Below are 24826 nucleotides of genomic sequence, written 5' to 3' on the forward strand. Positions count from 1 at the left end.
ATCTGCACTGGATCTGCAAAAGTGATAGGTATGTTATTGGCAAATCAGGATGCGACCATTAACTTGATTCAAGGGAACTGGACTGTGGAGAACATGCAACGATCAACGCTGAACGACGACCCCCTTTGGTTTAAAGACGCCATTATCTACGAAGTCCCGGTGAAAGCCTTCGCGGACAGTGATGCAGATGGCATCGGTGATTTTCGCGGTTTGACTGAGAGACTTGATTACATTCAAGACCTTGGTGTAACCGCTATTTGGCTCTTGCCCTTCTTTCCCTCACCCCTGCGCGACGATGGCTACGATATCTCCGATTACTACACCGTCAACCCGATCTACGGCCATCTCGACGATGTCAAAACCTTTCTCGATGAAGCCCATCAGCGCGGCATTCGCGTGATTGTTGAGTTGATCGTCAACCATACCTCTGACCAGCACCCCTGGTTTCAACGGGCACGTCGCGCCGCACCGGGCAGCAGTGAGCGCGATTTCTATGTCTGGAGCGACTCGCCGGAGAAATACAAGGGCGTGCGGATCATCTTTAAGGATTTTGAAACTTCAAACTGGGCTTGGGATCCAGTTGCCAAAGCCTACTACTGGCACCGCTTTTATTCTCACCAGCCCGACCTCAACTACGAGCACCCGGAGCTGCAAAAAGCTGTGTTCGACGTGGTCGATTTTTGGTTGGGGCTGGGCGTGGATGGCCTGCGCATGGATGCCGTTCCCTACCTCTACGAAGAAGAAGGCACCATCTGCGAAAATCTGCCCAAAACCCACGTCTTCTTGAAAGCGCTGCGTGCCCATGTCGATACTCACTTCCCCAACCGGATGCTGCTAGCTGAGGCCAACCAGTGGCCCGAAGATGCAGCCGCCTACTACGGCGAAGGGGACGAGTGCCACATGAACTTCCACTTTCCGCTGATGCCCCGGCTGTTTATGTCGCTGAAGATGGAAGACAGTTTTCCGATTATCGACATTCTCCAACAAACGCCCCACATTCCCGACAACTGCCAGTGGGCGCTATTTCTGCGCAACCACGATGAGCTGACGCTGGAAATGGTGACCGACGAAGACCGAGACTACATGTATCGCGTCTATGCCGAAGATCCGCAGGCCCGCATCAACCTGGGAATTCGCCGTCGTTTGGCTCCGCTGCTCAGCAACAACCGCCGCCGGATTGAGCTGATGAACAGCCTGCTGCTGTCGTTGCCGGGTACTCCTGTGCTCTACTACGGCGACGAAATTGGCATGGGAGACAACATCTATCTGGGCGACCGCAATGGAGTCCGCACGCCGATGCAGTGGAGCGGTGATCGCAACGCTGGCTTTAGTCGCGCTAATCCTCAAAAGCTGTTTCTGCCGGTAATTGTCGATCCGGAATACCACTATGAAACGGTAAATGTGGAAGCACAGCGGGCCAATCCCAACTCGCTCTGGTGGTGGATGAAGCGATTAATTGCGATTCGCAGCCGCTACAAAGCATTTGGTCGCGGTACGTTTGAATTACTCTATCCCGAAAACCGCAAAGTGCTGGCTTTTACGCGCACCTACCAGGGCGAACATATTTTGGTGGTGGCAAACCTGTCGCGGTTTGTGCAGGCCGTGGAATTGGATCTGTCGCCGTTCCAAGACATGGTGCCGGTGGAAATCTTTGGCCGCACCGAATTTCCACGGATTGGCGAATCGCCTTATTTCCTTAGCTTAGGTCCCCACGCCTTTTTCTGGTTTACTTTGCAATACCAGGAAGCAACTCTGGCAGCCCGACCGCAATCAGAATTGCCGACGCTAACGGTGAATGGCAGTTGGCGTGATGTCTACACCCGGACCGAAGTTCGCAAAGCCCTAGAAGGCATCCTGCCCGATTATTTGCTGACCTGCAATTGGTTTAAGAAAGGCCGGATTCTCCAGACGGCTCAGTTAGTGGATGCGATTCCCATCTCCCTTCCTGAAGGTAGCCATAGCACCAAATCGCTTCCAGACGGTACGTCCAACTTTGATATTGTGCTGGTCCGAGCCGAATATACCGAGGGTATGCCCGATACCTTTGTGTTGCCGCTGGTGTTTGTGTCAGAGAAAGCGGCAGATACCAAAGCGGTGGATGGAGCCTTGGTTCGTTTAGTCGGCAAAACCGAAACCGGCATCCTCGTTGATGCCTCAGGAGACCGGGCGTTTCTGGAAATTCCTCTACAGGCGATTGTTCATAAAGCTCGCTACAGCGGCAGTAGTGGCGAAATCACAGCCAGCATCACCGATGCCCTGCCCCAGGTCCTGCCCTCCGGTCAGAAAAATGGGCCGGAGGGTCAAACCGAACCAATTGAACCGCATTTGCTGCGTGGCAACCATACCAACGCCTTGATTGTCTATGGTGCTTCCGCAGAAGGCGGCTCCACCCACAATCGCTATATTTTTAAGCTGTTCCGCCAGGTGGATGAGTGCATCAACTCAGATTGGGAAATTGGCCGTTTCCTCACCCGTATGTCCGAGCAACTCGGTCTGTCGGCTGAGAAACTGGTTGCTCCGGTGCTGGGGGCGCTGGAATATCGACGCAAAGGGGCTGAACCAATGACGATTGGTATGCTGCAACACTATGTCCCAGAAGCGCGAGATGCCTGGTCCTATGCCCTTGATGGCTTGCGGGACTGCTTCGAGCGCGTCATGGTTAGCCAAATCGAGCTAGATGACATCTCCATGCCGTCAACGGTCCTCTCCAAAGCGCTCGCCACCGAAATGCCCGAGATGGTGAATGAGCTGATGGGTGCTCAGGTAAGAGCTGCTGAGCTGCTTGGACAACGCACCGCTGAGCTACATCTGGCCCTGGCGTCCAATCCCGACGATCCAAACTTTGCGCCAGAGGAGTTTTCGTCCTTCTATCAGCGCTCGATTTACCAGTACATGCGCAACCACGCCGGACGAGTGTTGCTGCAATTGAAAAAACAAATCAGGCAATTACCCAACGAATCCCAATCCGCCGCTCGCACGATCCTGAGCCACTGGGAAGACCTGCTAGGACGATTCAAGAGCGTCTTAGATTTGCAAATTACCGGCATGCGTATCCGCTGCCACGGCAACTACCACCTAGAGGAAGTGCTCTACACCGGCAAGGATTTCGTTGTGATTGACTTTGAGGGCGAACCCAATCGGCTGCTGAGCGAACGCCGGATGAAACGCTCTCCGCTGCGCGACATTGCCAGCATGATGCAATCGTTCTACTATGCCTCTCAGGTTGCCTTGCGAAATGAGGTAGAAAGCGGCTTAATTCGTCCAGAAAACCGCGAGCTGATGCAATCTTGGGCACAGTTCTTCCACGCTTGGGCCAGTCTCACCTTTATCAAGAGCTACCTGGCCACCGCTGGCAATGCCTCGTTCCTACCCCAGACCCATCAGGAATTACAAGTGCTGCTCGATGCCTACCTGCTAGAAAAGGCCGTCTATGAATTGGGCTACGAGCTAACCTACCGCCCCGACTGGATCGACATCCCCCTACAGCGCGTCATCGAGCTACTCAAAGCTCCAGCGATTGCCGACTGGACAGGGTATCGGAGGTGAGGGGTGTGGGGGGTAGGGGGTAGGGAGTAGGGCGTGAGGGGTGGGGCGTGGGGGGTGGGGCGTGAGGCGTGAGATGTGGGGCGTGGGGGGTGGGGTGTGAGGGGCTTCGACGCGAGCGCACTGCCCCCATGGGGCCAGAAAAATCAGCCGAGCGGTGAGGGGTGAGGACGCTGCACTAAAGCGCAAGCCAAAGCTCTGGTAAAAAACTCTCATTGCCTATCTCCCCCTACCCCCTACTCCCCACCCCCTACCCCCTACCCCCTACTCCTGCATCAAATCGAGCAGCACATCAAAACGGAATTCGTTCACCAGATCCATGAGCTGGTCGGTTAACTGGGATTGGTCGGAGCCAAGTTGTTCGATTAGTTCAATGCAGTGTTCGGCATCGAGTTGGGCTGCTGCTTGATGTAGCGCTAGCTTCCAAGTCCGGGGTAAGGCATGCAGTTCTGCACGGGTGAGCAACGTGGATTCGGCACTTGGCTCGGTTGGGTCAGAGTGTTGAAGGGGGATTACTTCAGCATAGACATAGGTGAGCTGCAGGTAGTTGGCGATCCTATCGAGCAGCTCTTCAGATTTAAAGGGTTTGAGAATATAGCCATCGCAGCCTGCTGCTAGAATGCTGGAGCGTTCTTCTTCAAACGCACTGGCAGTCAGGGCAAGGATCACCGTAGGGGGTGAGGCGTCAGAGTCATGAGCTTGAGCCAGCCGCTTTGCTTCCTGAGTGCGAATTTTTTGAGTAGCCGCATATCCATCCAGCACCGGCATACGCATATCCATCAGGATTAGGTGGGGCGACCACTGTTGCCAGCGGATCACCGCTTCTTCGCCATGGATCGCTTCCTGTACCTCAAACCCCAATCTACTCAACAGGCGCACGACTAGCTTGCGATTCGTCACCTGATCCTCCACTACTAGAATGCGGTAGCGCGGTTGTTGAGGCGCTAAGCTAACGATCTGTTTGCTGTGAATCGTTAGGTCTTCGGGCTGAGTTGGGCAAGCCGGAATCTTAAACTCGAAGGTTGCTCCTTGACCCTTGGTACTTCTAACGTTGATTTTGCCACCCATTAGCTCCACAAATCGCCGACTGATGGCCAAACCTAATCCAGTTCCTTCTTGAGATTGGCGTCCTGCTTCGGTCTGAACAAACGGATCAAATAAACTATCCAGTTCTGCAATTGCGATCCCAGGCCCGGTGTCCTCCACAGCAAAGTAAAGCAGCATCACATCTGGAGCCGACAGCAGGGACTGAAGTGGATCAGAGAGACGATGGGGCAGTCCGCCTGCGCCATCCTCTCCTTTAGTCGATATGGACGGGAAAGATTTGTGAGTGGCTTCTAGGCGAACCCGGAGCGTTACACCGCCAGCTGGTGTAAATTTAATCGCGTTGCCGAGCAAGTTGAATAGTACTTGCCGCAGTTTATTTTCGTCAGTTTGAATATAGCGAGGAACATTTAGGGCACAATCAAAAATAAGTGACAACCCTTTAACAGTTGCTTTTAGTTGTAGCGCTTCCTGTAGGTTGTTGAGTAATTCATATAAGTCAAAGCTAGAAACATTAAAAGTAATTCTGCCAGCATCAATTTTAGACATTTCTAGGACATCATTGATTAGCTCCAGTAGATGTTCACCGCTACGTAGAATAATTTCTAGCTGTTCCTGCTGTTCTTGGGCTAAACTGATGTCGTGGCTGAGCAATTGGGCAAAGCCAAGGATGGAATTGAGGGGGGTGCGCAATTCGTGGCTCATGTTCGCTAAAAACTGACTTTTGGCTAAATTAGCGGCTTCTGCTGCTTCCTTAGCCTCGCGCAACGCCTCCTCTGCGTTTTTGAGATCGGTGATATCAGAACAGACACCAATTACGCCTTTGATCTGACCTTCTGCATTCACAAACGGGCTGATGGTCGTGCGGTACCAGCGATTTTCACCAAGCGCATTGCGGATAGCCTGACTGGAAAACACTTGCTTTCGCTGAGTTGCCATCACCTCTCGATTCGTAGCCCAAAATTCTTCCACTTGAGCAACATTCGGATTGAAATCCAAATCAGTCTTGCCCAGCAACTCGTCTACAGAAACGCCGTAGATCTCAGCTGTTGCTTGATTTGCCGTCAAGAAACGCCCCGCTGCATCCTTGACAAAAATTGCGCTATCTACCGCGTTAATGATGGTTCGCAAAAAGGCTTGCTGGGCCTCTAGATCGGCTTCGACCTGCTTCCGCTCCTGAATGTCCTGGATGACGCAAAGGAAATACTGCTGTTGCTGATCGCGCACCAGGGAACCTGTAATTTGCATCCAGCGGAATTGGCCGTTTTTGCAGATCAAGCGCTTTTCAAACGACACCGACGCAATTTCGGCGGCCAGCATCGCTCGAATCGACTCTTGATAAATGGTTTGGTCTTCAGGACAGGTGACAGCTTGAATCGTGCCGCAGAGCAGTTCGGTCTCGGTGTAGCCTAGCAACTGGCACAGTCGCTGATTCACCTGCAAAAATTGGCCCGACAGCGTCGCTTGGGCAATGCCTACTGCCGCCTGCTCAAAAATAGCCCTAAATCGAGCTTCACTGGTTTGGAGCGCAATTTCTACCTGCTTGCGTTCGCTGATATTGATTGACACTCCCACCATGCGGTTGAAGTGGCCTTGCGCATCCGCAAAAATTTTCCCCTTCGCTAACACCCAAGTCGTGGAGTGATCCGCGAAAATTAAACGATGCACATCTTCAAATTCGCCCGTTGTCGCTACAGCCATTTTCATCTTTTGTATCACCCGCTCCTGATCCTCGGGATGGATCATCAGGATTCCTTCCTGTCCGGTCATCTGCCAGTTTTCGGCCTGCCATTGATTGCCGGTTGTATGCCGTCCAATGCATGTGATGTAATGATTGACAAAATCATGTTCCCAACAGACGATTTTGCTGGCTTCCAACGCTAGTCGCAATTGGGTTTCGCGTTTTTGCAGCGCAATTTCTGCTTGCTTTCGCACGGTAATATCTGCTGCCATCACAATTGCGCTCTCAATTTCTTCCAACTTTTGAATCGGCGCAATACACACTTCGTAGTGAGCCATTGACTGGGTTTTGCCAATCCCCACAGCCCCAAAGTAAGCAGCTTCTCTCTGATCAAATACGGTTGTCAAAACAGTTTCTAGCTGATCAGGCTGGTCTGGGATGAGATAATCAGTAATGTTGCGGCCAATCAAGGTGCTGGCATCCCGCCCCGACAGAGAATGGTTAATAAACAGCGTCGTGCCCTGGCGATCCACCAGGCTGATGACGCTGGGAGTATTTTCCAGAATAGAACGCAATTTCGCTTCGGAGGCTTGCAAGGCTTCGGAAGCTTGTTTGTAGCCGGTAATGTCTCGTCCCGCGGCCTGAAATTCAACCAACTTTCCATCGCTGTCAAAAATGGCTCGATTCGTCCACTGCTGCCAGCCGATCGTGCCATTTGCTTTCAGAACGGTATGCTCCTGGGTGAAGATGCAGTGTTCTGGTGTGGCGCGATTCAGCTCGGCGATCTGTTGCTGCACGAAGTCACGTTCGGCTGGGGGCACTAAGTTGAGAAAAGGTTGCCCGATCAGCTGGTCAGGCGTAGAGCCAAAATAGCGGCTGTAGGCTTGATTGACAAACGTGAGTATACCTTGCGGCGAAAAGCGACAGATAGCCTCAGTTTGGTCTTCCACAATGGCGCGGTAGCGTTCTTCGCTCTGGCGCAGGGTGGCTTCGGTCTGTCGTTGCTCGGTGATATCACGCCCAATTGCCTGAAACTCGATAATTGCGCCCGCCTCGTCGCAGACGGCAAAGTCGGTCCACTGAATCCAGCGGGGTTGGCCCTTGGCATCGGGAAGTAGGTGCTCTGTTGTGATCGCTGTTTTGGTTTGAGCCACGCTGATCAGCTTCTCAGCAGCAATTGTGCGATTTGGCTCTGGTAGCAGCCGCAGAAAACTTTGGCCCAAAATTTCGTGCAGCGGTTTGCCGAAATATGCACAGTAGGCGTGATTGGCAAACGTAATCGTGCCATCAGCCTGAAAGCAACAGACTAGATCTGGCAGATTATTCAAAATACTGCAATAGCGGCTTTTGCTGGCCATGAGGGCTTGGGTCAACTGCTGCCGTTCTGCCGCTTCCTGCTGAAGCGCCTCGTTTTTTTGCTGAAGCATCTGCTGGAGCGTCTCAATCACTTGGTGTAGATCTGCTGGATTCAGCATCCGCAGCACATCAGTTTGGGTAATGATGCCCCGCAGTTCACCCAACGCGTTCGTAACCACCAACCGCCGCACCCGCAATTGCTGCATTCGCTGTTGGGCTGTCCAGAGCGTATCCTCTGCCTTCACTGTAGACAAGGGCGTACTCATAACTATGGCCGCCGTCACCTGCTTTAGATTCAGCCCTAACGCTTGAAACTGGACAATATCGCGCTCTGTCACAATTCCCACAGGCCGCAAACTCGTTCCTCCAAAGAGTGGGTGCACCTCGGACGCGGTTAACTCCTGCCGCAACTCTAGCCGCTGTTCAGTTACGAACTCAGCCGCCAACTCAGTTGAGTCTCTGGTGGATCTCCGGCCTGTTTCGATTACTTCAACTAGCACCACACAGCTGACTTGCCGGGCCGCCATCAGATGGGCTAGCTGCAGCAGCGATAGGGCCGGCGAAGCATGGACCACCGATGGAGTCATCACCTCACCGACTTGCTTAAAACTGAGCAAGTATTCTGGTTTGAGCGCGGCTCGCATGCTTTCAGGCGTAATGATGCCAATCAGTTGACCCTGAGTGCCTACTACCGGAAGGTGGCGAATTCGGTGCTGGCGCAACCGTTGTGAAACTGCAAAGATATCAGCCGCTTCTGCTTCGCTACAGGTCTGCACTTGGCGCGTCATTAACGCCGAGATCGGCATGGCCTCAATGTTCACTTCTGCTGCCGTAGCCCGCACAATATCTCGTTCGGTCAAAATTCCAACTAACTTTTCCCCTTCTGTTACTAAAACGCAGCTAATTCGACTGCGGCTCATGGCATCGATTGCAGTTTTAACAGAATCATCAGGAGCAAAAACCAGCGAACAGGGTTGAATTGCCTGGGCAAAAGATAGCTGCATAAGGGAGAGAACAGGGTTTCCGTGTCTATAGTAACCTTCCTCGCCCCATCACCCCTCGCTCGAATCCCACCAATTCTGAGTTTGTTCTACTAGATACAGCAAGCTATCTAACGTATCAATGTCGTTCACTGACTTGTCTCGCCGGATGCGGACGATACGAGCATCGTTCAAGTCATAGCCGCTTTTGTAGCGCTGGGAGGGTTGCAGTTGCTCAACGGTGATTTCTAAAACAATCTGTGGCTCGACTAACCGCACCATGCCTTCCGCAAATTCTTCAATTGTATAGCGGTGAATCCAATCCGATAGGGTTTCTAGCTCCGGCTGGGATAGACCCACAGCTACTTTACCAATTTGCAGTAGAGTGGGATCTCCATCACTGGTGCGGATTGCAACCGCGTAGTTAGAAAACCAGGGTGCTGTTTCTGGCGTTATTTCTGCTGCTGTCACTACCACATCGAGGGTAATAATCGCTCGTTTAATTTTCAGCCATTCGTGGCTGCGCCGTCCTGGACGGTAGCAGGAGTTGAGCGCTTTGACCATCAGTCCTTCTTGCCCCTGGGCACGAACCTGGAAAAACTGCTGTTCTAGTGACTCTAGATCAAACAGGATCTGTGCTGCGGCCAAGCGCACTTCTGGCGTTTCTAATACCAGCGATTCCAGCACTCGTCGGCGCTCGCTGTAGGGGTGATTGAGTAAAACGGCCCCATCTTTGTACAGCACATCATAGACAACAAAAGCAACAGGCACGCTAGCTATCCGATCTGCCGAAGGGGATTCCGGGTCGAGGCGGGGTTGCAGCGCCGCAACGGGCAAAATTTGGTCATTCTGGTACGGCACGATCTCGCCATCGAGAATTAACCCAGCGGTTTCGCCGGTTACAAGGGCATGGGGCGCTAACGAGGCTAAGGGCGCAATCAGGTCAGGAAAGCTGAGGCTAATGTCTGCCGCAGTGCGGGAAAACAGCGCCACTCGAATTCCGGCAAATACGGTTTCTGGGTGCCAATTGGTTGGCTTACCTGCCGGAGCAATGTGGGCCTGAGCGCGAATTCCGTCATATTTGGTTTCGACTGCAAACCCCTGCGGCAACTGTTGAATCACCTGAGCCGGGTCTTGCACTGTGCTAGCCAACATAAACTTAAGCGGCTGAAACAACTGCATCCGCGCTTGAGTCAACTGGTTATGTTGCGCCAGCAAAGCCGTTTTGCCCAAATCGCCCAGTAAGGTATAGACCCAGCGAATTTGTTCCAGGGGTTGTGCAGTCATCTGAGCCACTGCCGCCTCGATCATCGCCTCCTCCAGGCCAATCTGCAAATCGCCCAGCAGCAGCCTGGTCAAGTACTTCGCTTCCAAGGATGTAGCCGGTTCCAGTAGCCGAATCACCCACGAGAGTTTGCGTCTACCCTGGGTTTTGGCGAGTTGCTCTAGACCAATGGCCACATCTTCTAAGGTCAAGATTGGCTCACTCTGCCGCACCAGCACTAATGCCGCCACTTCGGCCAAATCTCCTAGCCGCTTCAGATGGGCATTCAGCTTGGCTGGCTCGATGCCAGACAACACCGAAAGGGCCGTTACCAACGTCAGTTCACCAATTGGCGCAAGTCGCCGCTCCCGCTGGGGAAACCCCTGTCCGGCGAAATAATGAACGGCATAATACAACGGATCGTCTTGCAGTTGAGCAAAGTACCGACTCAATAGAGCAATTTTAGCGGAGCGACTGGTGGCGGCATCGATCCACTCTGCAACAGCGGCAAATTCAATCAATGCTCCCTGACCGACCGTATCTGTGTCTCTATCCACCATGGCTGATTCTGCTCGCCGTTGATTGTGATTGGGGGGCATCGCCAAGTTCAACAGCAAAACCTACAGCGAAACCTTACGAGTGTAAACCTTTCAACGATAAATCTATCTCTATGTCTAGTATGCGGTCTGAAGATAGGAGCTAGAAGTCAGAAGCCAGGCTTCCCAGAGCGTCAGCCGACGGGAGCCAGGAGAATGGGTTTGATATGTGTTTGCCACGACAGTTAGGCACGACAGTTAGGACAGAGATATTGTTGTGGCGACGGCTATACAGCCGTTTTTAGGCTAGTGAAGTACAAAAAACAGGGTGCAGGGGCAGTGCCCCTGCGTGGAGGCTTCGCCCCCACACCTCCCATACCTCACAGGGGTGAAAAACGCTGTAATTGTTAAAGGAACAGGTCAAGCCAATAGGTGCTCTGCTAGACCGTTTACCGAACTGCAAAAGCCTCCTGCTCCTCTTACTTCTGCTCCTGACTCCCAATCCTGTCTCCTCAAAGAACCTCAACTCGCTTAGGTCTGCCACATACTAACCCGAGCACTTTATAGTCAACACCCCACACCCCACACCCCACACCCCACACCCCACACCCCACACCCCACACCGAAACACTACCCACTATTTACTGCTCTCCTTAGTAGTCCAAGCTATAAAAGTTTGCCCGCGGATCACGTTTGCACGCTCTAATCCGCTTAAAATTAAAAAGTGTAAAGTTTGTTCAGTTCACAGCCCAAGATTTTGTCAGATGATGCGCTTACTTCGGCATTGCTGCGGTTTTTTCCTGGCTTTGTTTCTCTTCTTTGCCATTGCTCAACCGGTTGAGGCGGCGAGTTCGGCAGCGATTCGGGCCTACGATGATGTCAGTGCAGATATAAAGGACTATTCCGGTCAAGATCTAGTCCGAGCTGAGTTTAGCAACGCCAGATTAACAAAGGCCAACTTCAGTGGCGCCGATCTGCGGGGAGCGGTATTCAACGGATCCCTCTTGTCTGGAGCCAATTTGCACGGTGTTGATTTTAGCAACGGGATTGCCTACCTCAGCGATCTATCAGAGACAGACCTGACGGATGCAATCCTCAACTCGGCCATGCTGTTGAAGTCCAACTTCCGCAACGCGAACGTCACCGGAGCTGACTTCAGCGATGCCATGCTAGACCGGGAGCAAATTATCCAGCTTTGCCGCTCTGCCAGCGGTGTCAACCCAGTTACCGGCGTCGATACTCGCGAATCCCTAGGGTGTCGCTGATTCTCTCATCCCGGCTTGCCCAATTAATGCGCATGTCAATTTGATGCGTGTCAATTTGATGCGCATAAAGCAGGCCAATCAGGTCAACCGAAATCAGGGCAGCTTATAGCTGGCAACACGCAGCGTCAGTTCGCCCTGACGAGGATCGCGACTGAAAATAAAGGCTCCCTCTTCCTGTTCACCGCTCGACAGGAAGTCGATTTGCTGTTCGCCGCTCTCGATCAGCTCGTTGCCGCGTCGCAGTTCACCGATTACCTGGACCGACTCTGCTGTGGTGCCGCCCGTGTTCTTTAGCGTAAAGGGTACATAAAACTCGCCGCCAGCTACCCGCACCTCCGACTCTTGCAGTACGGATAGGACTGGCGGCTCGTCGCTTTCTGTCACCCAGATCAGCACAATGAAGCCCACCAGTACCGCCACTATGAGCGAGGCAATGGTAAAAGTAATCCACTCTACGGGAATGGTGAACCGCTGCCGTGTTCTGTATGCTTTTCTCATACCGCTCTTCATACCGTTTCTCATACCGCTCTTCATACCGCTCCTCATATCGCTAACCGTCCTGCTGCTCCGCCGATGGTGGCGGGAAGTCCCAGGATTAAGGTCTGCTGTAGCCAAGATGTCCAGGGGTCGGCAGGGCTAAGGCGATGAAACAGCCATAACATCATAGCTGCCGCTACTAGCGACAGCAGATAGGATATGACTGTCTCGATAATGGGTTTTTGAAATAGCCCTTGTTGCTGCAACCGCCGATTCTGAGTTGTGAATCCGGCTGCAAACACAATGCAGTAAGAAATGACCAGCGACGCTGCTACGATTCCCAACAGCCAAGGTGGAGATGAGGCGGCAGTCAGCATAGGCACTTCATCGGTAGGGGCAACGTTGAAGGCGATAAAAATTGTGCCTACTAGGGTTGCGCCGATGTCGGCTAGCGTGGCGTTGAAACTCTGCTTAGGGGGCGATTGCGGCTGTGACGGCCCTGTTTCAGCTTGGTTAGCGTCAGTCTGGGACGAACCTGATGGCTGAGCGTCGCCATCTGCCGCATTTTCTTCACCGCCGGCCATGATCGAACGAGCTAGGGCCACTCCCAGGGCGAACGGCATTCCTTCCAAAACAATTTTGCCGAGAATCTCCTGGATCGAGGTTTCTAGCGTAATTTCCCGCAGCAGAATCAGCACCAACGTGACGCAGACAATGCCAATCGCTAAGGCTTCCACACTGTCCATTGCAGCTTGCAGAGGCCGATCGGGCCTGAGTTGGCGGAACCCATCGGTGCGGTTGAGCAGGAACACAATCACAAAGGTGACGGCCAGAACAATCAGCATCAGTGGCGGTTCAGTATAGGAGCCAATCCACCAAACTTCCATTGTGTAGAGCAAAGGAATCCCAAATAGAAAGCCGCCCGATGCACCCCGGATCAGATCTACAATTTCTTGACGCCATTCGCGGCGGGTGGGAAAACCAATTCGTCTCATTTCCGTTGATCCTACCCAGTAACCCTGTTCTCCTTGCTGTGACTTACAGCGTTTTTCACTCATGTGAGGTATGGGGTGTGGAGGCTTCGCCCGCATACAGGGGCACTGCCCCTGCACCCCGCTTTTTGTACTTCACTAGCCTGAAAACGGCTGTAGGTAGCTTGCAAACCAGCCTAAACACATAAAAAGCCAACTATAAAGAAGCTAAATAAACCTGCGAGCAGGAAGACTTCTCAGCTACTCCTGCCCGTAAAGCCTACTATCACTTTCTGACGCGGCGGTCACAACTTCCCTAAGTAGGATATTGTCTAGATCAAGCGGATTGGGGTCAGTTCATGAGAACGGTTCTGGGTTAGGAACAATGAAAATCAAACGCTGGCGCTACGGGTTGCTGGGATTGCTAATCGTGGGGCTTTGTTGGCTCTGGCATCCAGTCTTAGCCGGTGAGATTGGGCAACAGACATCAGCCCAGTTTACAGCTCAGATCCCGGCAGCCGCTTCCACCCTTTCAGATCTGGAGCAGCAAGCCCATGCCCACTACAGGGCAGGACGGTTCTCAGCAGCGATTGAACTGCTGCAACAGGCAGTGCAGCGTACTGAAAATGACCCCTTGCGGCAAGCAACGGCCCTGAGCAATTTGGCACTTCTGTATCAGCAAACCGGCCAGTGGGTGGCGGCCAATCAGGCCATCGAGCAGAGTTTAGCCCGCTTAGAGACAGCAGCTCACAGCCGCGAACGGCTTCAGGTTTTGGCTCAGGCTCTCAACATCCAGGGGCGATTGCAGTTGGCCCAGGGTAAACCAGAAGCAGCCCTCACTAGCTGGGAGCAGGCCACAGCTCTTTACCAACAGCTAAACGATTCTACCGGTGAGGTTCAGAGTCGTCTGAATCAGGCACAGGCATTACAAGCTTTGGGGCTTTATCGGCGTGCCATTCACCTCCTCACCGAACTCAGCCAGACTCAGGCATTGCCCGGTTTGCTGCAGGCCACGATTTTACGCAGTCTGGGTGACGCCCAGCAGGTTGCTGGCGACCTCAGCAAAGCTCGACAGGCGTTAGAGCAAGCAGTACAGGTGCTGTCAGGCCCAGAGACAGGCTCAGGATTAGCGCCAGAGGTCGCATCTACCGACCAGACTAGTCTTGCTGCGGCCTTGGCGGCCACCCGGCTCAGTTTAGCCAACCTGACTCGGATTGAAGCTACCACTCAACTGAGTCTGGCCAATCTCACTCCTGCTGTTGCTGTAGAAACCTTGACCTCAACCTCAACTCCCAGCAGCTTAGCCGAAGTGGCCTTAAACCAGCGCCGCACTGCCGCCGCACTGCAGTTTGTTCAGCAAACCGAGCAGGCAATTCAACTCTATCAGCAGGCGGCCCAGACCGAGGTGCTGCCAACCCGCGTGCAGGCTGAATTAGGTGAACTGGATAGCTGGATTCTGCTCCAGCGCTGGTCAGAAGCCACCGCGTTAATTTCCTCACTGCAACCTCAAATCGAGGCATTGCCGGTGGATCACTCCAGCATTTACCAACGCATTAACCTGGCATTGAGTTGGCTGAAGCTGCCCTTAGAGCCACCAGGCAACCAAATAACGCAGATCCGTCAGCTTTTGACCGACGCGACCGAACAGGCCACCGCGCTAGGAGACAGCCGTGCTCACTCGTTCGCCCTAGGCAGCTTAGCAAGCGTTTATGAACAGACTGGAGAATTAACTGTTGCAAAGCAAATTTCCCAACAGGCGCTGATGCTGGCTCAGTCGATCAACGCCCCCGATCTGAGCTATCGCTGGCAGTGGCAGTTGGGCCGATTGCTGAACCAACAGCAGGAACGCAATGGGGCAATTGCTGCCTATACCGAAGCGGTCAACAGCCTGCAAGCTTTGCGCAATGACCTGGTTGCCATTAACCGAGATGTACAGTTTTCCTTTCAGGCCCAGGTGGAGCCAGTCTATCGGGAGCTAGCCGATCTGCTACTGACGACCGATGCAATTACCGATGCAATTGCGCCAGTTTCGCTGACGCGGTTGGTGCAGGCTCGGCAGGTGATTGAAAGATTGCAGATTGCCGAACTCGATAATTTCTTTCGTGAAGCCTGTTTAGAAACCCAGTTCGAGATTGATCGCGTGGTGGATCGAGCGAATTTAGCAGCAGCGATTTTTTACACAATCGTGTTGCCGGGTCGGATTGAGGTGATTCTGAAACTACCACAACGCGATCTGCTACATTACACAACCGAAATAGCAAAAACCCAAGTAGAAGCTACAGTAGATGAACTGCTGACGGAATTGAAACGTCCCTATACGTCGCAACGGCTATATGCACTCTCACAGCAAGTTTACGATTGGTTGATTCGGCCAGCCAACGGTTGGCTTAACGAAACAGAGATAGAAACGCTGGTTTTTGTCCTTGATGGCTCCCTGCGAAATCTACCCGTTGCGGCCCTCTCAGACGGAGAGCAGTTTTTGATCGAACGCTACAGTCTTGCTTTGGCTCCAGGGTTGCGAATTGCCGATCCCAAACCGCTGCAAGACCGTCGCTTTAATGTGTTGGTAGCTGGCTTGAGCGAGGCGCGGGCTAACTTTTCGGCCCTCAACTATGTGACCCAGGAAGTTGAAGACATTCAAGCCGAACTGCCGAGCAAGGTGCTACTGAACCAAACCTTTACCCAAGCCAATTTGCAAAAGCAGCTCGATAGCTCAGCGTTTTCGATTGTTCACATTGCCACCCACGGTCAGTTTAGCTCCAATGCGGCTGATACATTCATTTTGGCCTGGGACCGACCGATCAATGTCAATGAACTCAGCAATTTGCTGCAAGCTGAAGAAATCAACAGCCCTGACCCAATTGAACTGCTGGTTTTGAGTGCCTGCCGTACTGCCGCTGGCGACCGACGGGCCGCCTTGGGAATGGCTGGCGTTGCCGTTCGAGCCGGAGCACGCAGCACGATTGCCTCTTTGTGGAACCTCGATGACGGTTCCGGTGCCGTTTTGATGGAGCAGTTTTACCAAACGTTAGTGCAGAATCGCCTCTCGAAGGCCGAAGCCCTGCGGCAAGCCCAACTCTCACTGCTGCGCGACCCCCAGTATGGCGCACCTCGGTTTTGGGCACCTTATGTGCTGTTGGGCAACTGGCTCTAACTTTTACGACGGAGGGCGATGGTAGCTTAGGCAGCAACGACGAGTTGATTGGAATTATCGAAAACCGGACTGGGCTGAGCCTCACAAACACGAATCAGTTTGTTTATGCCTGACTTAAAATCTACTAAGCCTCTGTGCGGTTGCTTCTGAGGTCGCCGCTGATGTCGGCATTGGGGCGTGGTTGTCGCTGCCATTCGAGCTGCCCCGCACTGGCAATAGCCTCTAGATCAATCACCCGTTCCTGCAACTGCTTCAGCTCATCTGCCGCTGAAATTTGAAATTGCAGGTCGCGATTTGCAGACTGCCAGACGGCTACTGTACTAACCGTGGCCCCAGCCAAAATTGCCAGCGAGATAATCGTGCCCCGGTTGCCCTGATGCGGCTCGTCGGTGAGCGGCAAACAAATGGCCAACATTGCCGTCGCGCAACCCCAAATGATGGCCGTGGCCGGTAAGCGGAAATCCGATCGTTTCGGTGTGCTAGACAAACGTGCCATGTTCGCGCCTCCTATCCACGCTGGTTTTTGGTATTACTTCCACCGCGCCATAATCCCCATAGTAATCACCAGCATCGCCAGCATCAATCCGGCAGCCAATCCATAAGTAGCGGCCAATCCCACCGACTGGCTAAGCGGTTGACTCACAAACGGCGAGAGAAACTGACCGAAAAAGAAACTAGTGGTGAGGCCGCCCAAGATCCGCCCCCGCAGAGCTGCCGGAGTCGCTGAGGTCAAACACACGTTCATGTTTGGCATCAGTAAGCCTACGCCCAAGCCAGCAATCGCTAACCCCAACAGCACCACCTCGTAACTGCGACCCACGCTGATGACCAGGTAGCCAACTCCCATCAGCAGGAAAGCAATGGCGTAAATGTTTAGGAACGTGAAACGAGCCTTGAGGCGTTGGTAGCTGAGGGCGCTCGTCGAGGTGGCGAGTGTAGCCAGGGCAATGGCTAGGCCGCTTTGGGTGGCGCTGGCGTTGCTGATTTGCTGCAAATAGAAGGGGATCTGCACCGGAATCATGTAGAACACGATTTGGGTCAGCAGGGCAATGCTGTAAGTGAGAATCAGCAGGAGCCAAGGAGTAATCTCCGTGGACGCCGCAGCGGTTGGTTGGGCACCGGTTCGATTGATTCTGGGTTCGGGCAAAACAAACACAATTAGCGGCAGAATCAGCCAAGCGACCAGATAAATCAAAAATGGTAGCCGCCAGTTGAGGTCAGCCAAATAGCCACCTAGAGTGAGGAAAATCACGCCGCCGAATCCCATAAAGGCAGCCTGTAGCCCAAGAAACTGAGCACGGGCGGCCCCGAGGTAATAGTCGGCAATCAGGGTGGTTGCTGTGGTCATGATTGCGGCTACACTCAGGCCCAGCAGCATTCGCCCCAGCAAAATTGGCCCAATCGAACTCAGCACAAAGCCGGAACTGCCGGCCAACCCGTAGAGAAACACCGCTAACCCCAGCAGCCCCTTGCGGCCAAAGCGATCAATAATCGTGCCTGCGATGGGGGCACCTAGTGCAATAAATAGAGCTGGAACCGTCAACACCAACCGCACCCAGTAGTCTGCGTTAGCCACCGCTGAAAAGTATTGCCGCATAGCGGGAAGAGAAGGGGCAATAGTCGCGCCAGCCATTACAGTTAAGGTGCTGACCAGGAGCAGAGTTGCCTTTACCGGAAGCGTATCGGGATTACGAGGTCTAGTCGTGCTCTCGTGGTTGGAGTTCATGGTTGCGGAAATAGTTGGGGGTCATGCTAGGAGTGATTGAACCATACCCCACTGGATTTTTAAACACAAGATAATAAAACCAGACTAAACGCCAATGCGGCCAAACCTACAATTGCTAGGCCGCGAGACTGGTAAGGTAGCTACCTGCTGCTGATATGAGTGCAGTTTCAGCGAGCTACTACTTTTCTTCGGGATCATCCTACCGCCAGATGGCAAAATTTATGGGAAGATTGCTAAATGATAAAGGATCAAATTCCTCTCTTCAAAATCAAAGGTCTCTTCAAAGGCTCGTCGCTGAGCCAGTTACCGAGCAAGTCACAATTGGGAGTGCAATGACCAGCGTAAGATTGAAGCACAACGAAGCCAGCCTTACTGAAATGAATCAGCGGCTTGCTAATGCAGATGCGGTCCAGATCGTGCAGTGGGCGGTTGATACTTTCAACGAAGGACTGGTGATGAGCACCAGTTTTGGCATCCACTCCGCGGTGATGCTGCATATGGTGACCCAAATCTTGCCTGATATTCCAGTGATCTGGGTCGATACCGGCTATCTCCCTAGCACCACCTACCTGTTTGCTGAAGAGCTGGCCGAAAAGCTAAAGCTCAACCTCAAGGTTTATCAGTCTCCTATTAGTCCGGCTCGCATGGAGGCTCTCTATGGGCGGCTGTGGGCACAAGATGATGTGGAATCGCTGAACCGCTATGACCAAATTCGTAAGGTGGAACCAATGCAGCGGGCACTGCGCGAACTGGGTGCAACTGCTTGGATCGCCGGACTCCGCAGCAACCAGACCGACTATCGTAAATCACTAGAAGTGGTGAACCTGCAAGGGGCCATCTACAAAATTCTGCCGATTCTCAACTGGTCATCTAAACAGGTATACGATTATCTCGTTACCCACGATCTGCCCTACCATCCCTTGTTTGACGAGGGCTATGTTACAGTGGGCGATTGGCATTCGAGCCGCCCGCTTACCGCTACTGATGAAAACGACCGTGATACCCGCTTCCAAGGGCTGAAACAGGAGTGCGGCATCCATCTACCTCTGACGGCGGGAGAATCGGAAAGCTTTGACTCCAGTTCGCTGTAGGTGAGTACAGGTAGGTGCGTACAGTCTGTATCTCCCAACTCCTGAGACCAATTTTGTGAGACCAATTTTGTCGCTAGGGGTTTGCGCCTATGGACAGCGATGTGGCTACCGCATCAGGTAATCCATCAAGAGCGGGAGGACGCATGGAACGCAGAACAACCTCCAGCAGCCCCGGAAACAAAGAGTCGAGATCGCTCTGGCGCAGCGAATTGATATGTTGCGTTCCTTCTTTGCGGCAACGCAGCACACCCGCCTCGCGTAGAACACGCAAATGGTGCGACATGGTAGATTTGGGCACGTCACAATCCAGCGCGGCACAGGGCAACTCGCCTTTTTCAGCCAAGCACCTGACGATCTCTAAACGCACCGGATCCCCAAGGGCATACAGCACGCCTGCTAACGATATGTCTTTTTGATTGGGGTGATACAGCAATCTCATATACAGATTTTGATTTAGCGTGTCGAGGAATACCGCTATTGATCAAGTCAAATAAGGAAAATTAGCTAAACAGTGGGCTAATAGTCGCTATAGATTAATTTTGCTTCTAAGTTGCATTATCGCACAAACTGCATTACTATTTTAATTGTTCGAGATTTTCGAAATACAGAAATAATCCTTTAGGAGGCAGTGATGTCATCCGTAGCATCCGTAACTGATCAAACCTTCGAGCAAGAAGTACTTCAGAGCAATGTTCCCGTGCTGGTTGATTTTTGGGCACCCTGGTGTGGTCCCTGTCGGATGGTAGCGCCCGTTGTGGAAGAAGTTGCTACCCAGTTTGATGGACAGGTAAAGGTAGTGAAGCTAGATACAGACCAAAATCCCAATGTCGCTAGCCAGTACGGAATTCGCAGTATTCCCACACTGATGATCTTCAAAGGTGGACAAAAGGTGGATATGGTGGTCGGTGCAGTACCCAAATCCACGATTGCTTCAACAATTGAAAGATATCTCTAAGCCTTCGCGTTATCCAATCCTGCTGCGAGCTTAGCAATTCCCTAGCCCATCTCTGATAGCGATTTGGTGCTTTTGCAGTGCAGGCATCCTGCCCGCCCCCAAGATGCCTGCACTCTGAGCATGATGAGCACTCTGAGCATGATGAGCATGATGAGTCATTCAGTCTTGCGATTCATGGATTGCGCTTTTACTGTTTGCCAATCTCAAACGACCATGATCACGTTCGTTGTACCGTTACTCACCGCATTCTCCTGGAGGAATTTATGACTGCTATCCAAACCGAACGGCAAATTCAACCACTTGATGTACCTACGGCTATTGTGCAGCGCCGCTCAATCAAACACTTCAAATCTGATCCGATTGCGCCGGATTTACTACAGCGTCTCGTGAAACTGACGGTGGCGGCTCCGAGCAGCTTTAACTTGCAAGATTGGCGAATTATTTTAGTGCAGGATCAGGATCAGAAGCAAGCGTTGTCGGAAGCCGCGTGGGGCCAACCGCAGATTGTTCAGGCTCCAGTAACCTTTGTGTTTGCTGCCGATACTGAAGGCTGGCGAGACCGCACCGCGATCTACGAAACGGCACTCGCAAAAGGAGCTTGGACGGAACAGACCGTGGCATATTTTGATCAAGCCATCCCTTCGTTTCAGGAAGCGTTGGGGGAAAAGCGGCGGGAATATGCGGTTAAGGATGCTACGATTGCGGCAACCCATTTGATGCTGGCAGCTCAGAGCTTCGGGTTGTCAACTTGTCCCATGAATGGCTGGATAGAAGACAAGGTGAAGGCAGTAATTGGTGCTGCCGATCAACCCAATCTTGCAATTGCGCTGCTGGTGCCAGTGGGTTATGCAGCTGAACCACGTCAAGATGCCGGTCGTTTGCCGTTGTCGGCGAATGTGTTTGTGGATCGGCTAGGCCAAACCTACACTGAATCACTTTAACGATTTTAAGTAATTCAACTAAATACAGCGTTTTTCACTCATATGAGGTGTAGGGGGTGTGGGGCTTCGCACCCACGCAGGGGCACTGCCTCTGCACCCCGTTTTTCGTACTTCACTAGCCTGAAACAGGCTGTAAAACGTATGCGATTGCGGAAAGGCTGGAAGAACAGAGGCAGGAATGGAAAATATACCGTGCCAAATCCGGCGCTACTGCCGTTGGAGTTGAAGATTAGTGGGAACGTTACGGTTACGGCTGCGTTCGATTAACAGCAACGCATTGGTTAATTTGGCTATCCCACAATTGCCAGCAACCAAATTTGTTTGATCAGGGCACCAGTCAGGGCACCAGAATCACATCGCCATTGACGCCATTGACGATGCCCGTGAAGCCGCCGCCCTTGCCAATCAGGTTGAAGCCGCCGCTGATGTACGCCCCAAACAGGTCAACCCCACTCGGAGCACTGTTCTGCCGCACCTGAGAACGCCGAAGCGTCACCTGATCGCCTGCTCCAGCAAAGATGCCGCCGCCGCTGGTCGTAGCGCTGTTGAAGCGCAGAACTGAATCGGTGACCAGCAGCGTACTCGTACCGCTGGACACACCCAGCCCGATTGCCCCGCCATTGCTAGCACTGTTACTGAGGAAGGTGGAGAGGCTGACCTTGGCATCGCTGCCGGTGAGGTAAAGTCCACCCCCTGCTACGCCAGCGCTATTGCCCTGGAAGTAGCTGCTGCCCAGGTTGAGCACACCTCTGGCGAAGATGCCGCCGCCCTCATCGTCGGCCTGGTTGTTGGTGAAGGTGCAGAAATCGACGACCGCTTCGTTCTCGTTGAAGAGGCCGCCGCCTTGGTCCGCCTGATTGCCCGTGAAAATGACGCTAGTGGCCGTGAGCGTCCCGCTGTTCAAAATGCCGCCGCCTTCACTACCACCTCCACCAGCTCGATTGTCACGCAAGGTGCTACCCGTGATCGTCAGCGTCGCTGCATTGAAGATGCCGCCACCAAAGTCAGCTCGATTGCCTGTAAAGGTGCTGCCGTTAATCGTCACGCTTCCTGCGGAGCTGATGATGCCACCACCTAAGAAAAGGGCTGTGTTGTTGCTGAAGCTGCTGCTGTTGATGGTCAAACTGCCGGTGTTCGAGAGGCCGCCGCCATTGCCGTTTAATCCACTGGCAGCATTGTCGCTGACCGTCACTCCTGTCATGGTGAGGCTGCCTGTATTGATGATGCCACCGCCATGCGCTAAGGCTGTGTTGTTGCGGATCGTGCCACCTGTGATTGTCAGCGTACCCTGATTGAGAATGCCGCCACCAAAGCCATTACCACTACCGTCGCTTGCCAGGTTGTCGCGCACGATGCAGTTGAGCAGGCTGAGGGTGCCTGCATTGTCGATGCCGCCGCCGCTGGCATTACTGCCGTTGGCCACCGTCAGTCCTGAGAGGGTCACGGTGCCGCTGCTGATACTGAACACCCGACTGGCGTTATTGCCGCTGATCGTGGTCAGACTTGCCCCGTTGCCGAAGATGTTGAGGTCGCTGCTGATCGTCAGCTCTGAACCGCCCAGGGTGATGGTGCCGTTGACGGCAAAGAAGATGTTGTCGGTACCGTCGAGGATGTTGGCAGTGTTGATCGCTTCACGCAGGGTAATCACGCCATCGCTGGGATTGACGGTATCGTCCAGACTGGTGACTGTGAAGTTGGCCAGCGTTGAGCTGTAGTCAGTTGCAGCAATTGCAGCCGTTTCGATGCTGCCCGTCTGGTATTCCAGATCCCAATCGCCGCCCTGTCCTGTCAGATCATCGGAGGCGGCCACATCTGCTCCAGTCAGTTGGCTCAGTTGATTCACAAACGCTTGTCCGACTTGATTCACCGCCACGTTGCAGCCATAGAGCAGAATGTCGGCATCAGAAGTCAGGAAATTTGACCACTGCTGTAGCTCAGCTTTATACCCGCTCAAGTCACTGATAGTTTCTCCGCCGAACTGCAACGCACCATCGCCGCCGTGCGAGATGATGTGGACAGCACTGACGTTGGAACGATTCGCTAGCACCTGCGTGATTTGCTCAACTGTATCCTCAAACGAATCGAGTAGATGCACTTCGGTGCCTGAGCTGAACTGAGCGGTCAGAGCATCAGAGTTGGCAACACCAGCATCAACAAAGGCAATTTGACCATTGAAGCAAACAGATTGTGTGTTCATCGAATAACTCCATAAAGATGAGAAGGAGATAGATAAGAGCAGAAAAAGGAGATAGCGATCGTGACAGCTACCTCCTCAAACTTGACTGCGACTAGGGCACCAGAATCACGTCACCATTGACGCCATTGACGATGCCACTGAAGCCGCCGCCTTTGCCAATGACGTTGAAGCCGAAGCTGCCCGGTGTCCCCAGCCCGCTGACAAAGGCACCGAACAGGTCTGGGCCAGTGGCGGTCGTGTTGCTGCTGATGTTGTTGAGCTGCAAGTTCACCGTGTTACCGTCGTTGAAGACGCCACCTCCAGTGTTTGCACTGTTTTGGCTGATCACATTGCCGATCAGCGTGGCGGTGCCGATGAATCTATTGGAAATGCCGCCGCCCTCAGTGTTGGCCCGGTTGTTCAGGAAATAGCTGCTCCTCACCGTCAGGGTGCGAAGGTTGTTGATGCCGCCGCCCTCGGATCTGCTTGCCGAGTTGCCACTGAAGGTGCTGCCACTCACCGTCACAGTGCCAAGGTTGTAAATGCCGCCGCCGCCCAAGCCGTCTGCCGAGTTGCCACTGAAGGTACTGCTGTTCACCGTCAGGGTGCCAAAGTTGCTAATGCCGCCACCGTCGCCTGCCGAGTTGCCACTGAAGGTGCTGCCACTCACCGTCACAGTGTCCCTGTTGAAAATGCCGCCGCCGCTGGGGGCCGAGTTGCCGCTGAAGGTACTGCCACTCACCGTCAGCGTGCCCCTGTTGTTAATGCCGCCGCCCAAGAGTGCCAAGTTGCCTTGCAGCGTACAGAACTGGACGGTGAGAATGCCACTGTTGAGAATGCCACCGCCATTGTCGCCACCCGCGAACCCGTTCGCCACCGTCAGTCCTGAAAGCAGCACTGTGCCGCTATTGATGTTGAACACCCGACTGGCGTTGTTGCCGCTGATGGTCACGAACGGTGCACCGTTGCCGTAGATATTCACGTCACTGCTGATGCCCAGCTCGCCGCCAGTCAGGGTGATGGTGCCGTTGACGCTGAAGAAGATGTTGTCGGTGCCAGCTTGGTTATTGGCAGCAGTGATGGCTTCGCGCAGGGTGAGGACGTTATCGGTGGCATCGACGGTATCAGCAGTGCTGGTGACAAAGAAGTTGACCAGTGTGCCTTGGTAGGTCGTATCGGCAATCGCCGCCGTTTCGATGCTGCCGGTCTGGTATTCCAGAGTCCAGTCCCCACCTAGTCCGGTCAGGTCATCTGAGGCGGCCACATCTGCATCTGTGAGCTGAGCCAAGCTATTGGCAAACGCCACGCCTGCTTCACCCGCCGCCACGTTGCAGCCATAGAGCAGAATATCGGCATCAGCCGTGAGGGCATTTGACCACTGTTGCAACTCAGCATCATACTCGCTCAGGTCGCTGATTGTTTCTGCACCGAGCTGCAACGCGCCACTGCTGCCATGTGAAACGAGGTGAACCGCACTGATACCAGAACGACTCGCTAGAACCTGCGTAATCTGCTCAATTGCATCCTGAGACGAAGCAAGCAAATGCACTTCTGTTCCAGGCTGGAACTGTGAGACTAGCGATGCTGAATCAGAGACGCCAGCATCAACGAAAGCAATCTGACCGTTGAAGGAAACACTAGATTGAGTAGTCATCGGTTATACCTT

At 53.3% G+C, this 24826-nt stretch carries 16 protein-coding genes; 6 read left to right on the top strand and 10 right to left on the bottom strand.

The window, feature by feature from the left end; translation table 11 throughout:
- The first annotated feature begins 93 nt into the window (after positions 1 to 93).
- Entirely contained in the window at positions 94 to 3546 is a 3453-nt protein-coding gene (gene treS, locus HJG54_RS20160; protein WP_316430966.1) for a maltose alpha-D-glucosyltransferase, read from the top strand.
- On the opposite strand, the gene HJG54_RS20165 is transcribed toward treS, so the two are convergent.
- Genes HJG54_RS20165 through HJG54_RS20175 form a run of 3 tightly spaced genes read right to left on the bottom strand, consistent with a single transcriptional unit; the run spans position 3499 to position 10467 of the window.
- Positions 3499 to 3759 (bottom strand): hypothetical protein, encoded by a 261-nt coding sequence (locus HJG54_RS20165; RefSeq protein ID WP_316430969.1) that lies wholly within the window; start codon positions 3757 to 3759, stop codon positions 3499 to 3501. The genes treS and HJG54_RS20165 overlap by 48 nt on opposite strands.
- A 48-nt stretch (positions 3760 to 3807) precedes the next feature.
- Complete coding sequence (locus tag HJG54_RS20170) at positions 3808 to 8628, bottom strand: PAS domain S-box protein (RefSeq protein WP_316430971.1); 4821 nt, start codon at positions 8626 to 8628, stop codon at positions 3808 to 3810.
- A gap of 48 nt (positions 8629 to 8676) precedes the next feature.
- Positions 8677 to 10467, bottom strand: a complete 1791-nt coding sequence (locus HJG54_RS20175) for an ATP-dependent DNA ligase (RefSeq protein WP_316430972.1) — start codon at positions 10465 to 10467, stop codon at positions 8677 to 8679.
- 701 nt (positions 10468 to 11168) lie between these two features.
- Here HJG54_RS20175 and HJG54_RS20180 point away from each other — a divergent pair.
- Positions 11169 to 11669 carry a pentapeptide repeat-containing protein gene (locus HJG54_RS20180; RefSeq protein WP_316430973.1) on the top strand — a complete coding sequence of 167 codons (501 nt, stop codon included), beginning with the start codon at positions 11169 to 11171 and terminating at the stop codon, positions 11667 to 11669.
- Between the two features lie 93 nt (positions 11670 to 11762).
- On the opposite strand, the gene HJG54_RS20185 is transcribed toward HJG54_RS20180, so the two are convergent.
- Together HJG54_RS20185 and HJG54_RS20190 are read right to left on the bottom strand one after the other, a co-directional pair.
- Entirely contained in the window at positions 11763 to 12167 is a 405-nt protein-coding gene (locus tag HJG54_RS20185) for a TIGR02588 family protein (RefSeq protein ID WP_316430976.1), read from the bottom strand.
- A gap of 44 nt (positions 12168 to 12211) precedes the next feature.
- Positions 12212 to 13141: a TIGR02587 family membrane protein gene (locus HJG54_RS20190; protein ID WP_316430979.1), complete on the bottom strand. Its 930-nt coding sequence runs from the start codon at positions 13139 to 13141 to the stop codon at positions 12212 to 12214.
- A gap of 361 nt (positions 13142 to 13502) precedes the next feature.
- Here HJG54_RS20190 and HJG54_RS20195 point away from each other — a divergent pair, with 361 nt between their 5' ends.
- Complete coding sequence (locus HJG54_RS20195) at positions 13503 to 16271, top strand: CHAT domain-containing protein (RefSeq protein WP_316430981.1); 2769 nt, start codon at positions 13503 to 13505, stop codon at positions 16269 to 16271.
- 124 nt (positions 16272 to 16395) lie between these two features.
- Here HJG54_RS20195 and HJG54_RS20200 read toward each other — a convergent pair whose 3' ends face one another.
- Together HJG54_RS20200 and HJG54_RS20205 are read right to left on the bottom strand one after the other, a co-directional pair.
- The gene (locus HJG54_RS20200) at positions 16396 to 16767 is read right to left on the bottom strand and encodes a hypothetical protein (protein ID WP_316430982.1); all 372 of its coding nucleotides are present in this window, start codon (positions 16765 to 16767) and stop codon (positions 16396 to 16398) included.
- 33 nt (positions 16768 to 16800) lie between these two features.
- Positions 16801 to 17997, bottom strand: a complete 1197-nt coding sequence (locus tag HJG54_RS20205; protein ID WP_316430983.1) for an MFS transporter — start codon at positions 17995 to 17997, stop codon at positions 16801 to 16803.
- A gap of 332 nt (positions 17998 to 18329) precedes the next feature.
- On the opposite strand from HJG54_RS20205, the gene cysH reads away from it, so the two are divergent.
- Positions 18330 to 19088 (top strand): phosphoadenosine phosphosulfate reductase, encoded by a 759-nt coding sequence (gene cysH, locus HJG54_RS20210; RefSeq protein ID WP_316430984.1) that lies wholly within the window; start codon positions 18330 to 18332, stop codon positions 19086 to 19088.
- A 73-nt stretch (positions 19089 to 19161) separates the two neighbouring features.
- On the opposite strand, the gene HJG54_RS20215 is transcribed toward cysH, so the two are convergent.
- Positions 19162 to 19527 carry an ArsR/SmtB family transcription factor gene (locus HJG54_RS20215; RefSeq protein ID WP_316430985.1) on the bottom strand — a complete coding sequence of 122 codons (366 nt, stop codon included), beginning with the start codon at positions 19525 to 19527 and terminating at the stop codon, positions 19162 to 19164.
- Positions 19528 to 19719: 192 nt separating this feature from the next.
- Between HJG54_RS20215 and trxA the strand changes: the two genes are divergently transcribed.
- Together trxA and HJG54_RS20225 are read left to right on the top strand one after the other, a co-directional pair.
- Positions 19720 to 20043 carry a thioredoxin gene (trxA, locus tag HJG54_RS20220; RefSeq protein ID WP_035997709.1) on the top strand — a complete coding sequence of 108 codons (324 nt, stop codon included), beginning with the start codon at positions 19720 to 19722 and terminating at the stop codon, positions 20041 to 20043.
- 263 nt (positions 20044 to 20306) lie between these two features.
- Positions 20307 to 20984 carry a nitroreductase family protein gene (locus HJG54_RS20225; RefSeq protein WP_035997715.1) on the top strand — a complete coding sequence of 226 codons (678 nt, stop codon included), beginning with the start codon at positions 20307 to 20309 and terminating at the stop codon, positions 20982 to 20984.
- A 337-nt stretch (positions 20985 to 21321) separates the two neighbouring features.
- Here HJG54_RS20225 and HJG54_RS20230 read toward each other — a convergent pair whose 3' ends face one another.
- Together HJG54_RS20230 and HJG54_RS20235 are read right to left on the bottom strand one after the other, a co-directional pair.
- Positions 21322 to 23181 carry a DUF4347 domain-containing protein gene (locus tag HJG54_RS20230; RefSeq protein WP_316430986.1) on the bottom strand — a complete coding sequence of 620 codons (1860 nt, stop codon included), beginning with the start codon at positions 23179 to 23181 and terminating at the stop codon, positions 21322 to 21324.
- A 91-nt stretch (positions 23182 to 23272) separates the two neighbouring features.
- Positions 23273 to 24814: a DUF4347 domain-containing protein gene (locus tag HJG54_RS20235; protein WP_316430987.1), complete on the bottom strand. Its 1542-nt coding sequence runs from the start codon at positions 24812 to 24814 to the stop codon at positions 23273 to 23275.
- Positions 24815 to 24826: the final 12 nt, after the last annotated feature.

Source organism: Leptolyngbya sp. NK1-12 (assembly GCF_032598965.1).
Taxonomy (GTDB): domain Bacteria; phylum Cyanobacteriota; class Cyanobacteriia; order Elainellales; family Elainellaceae; genus Elainella.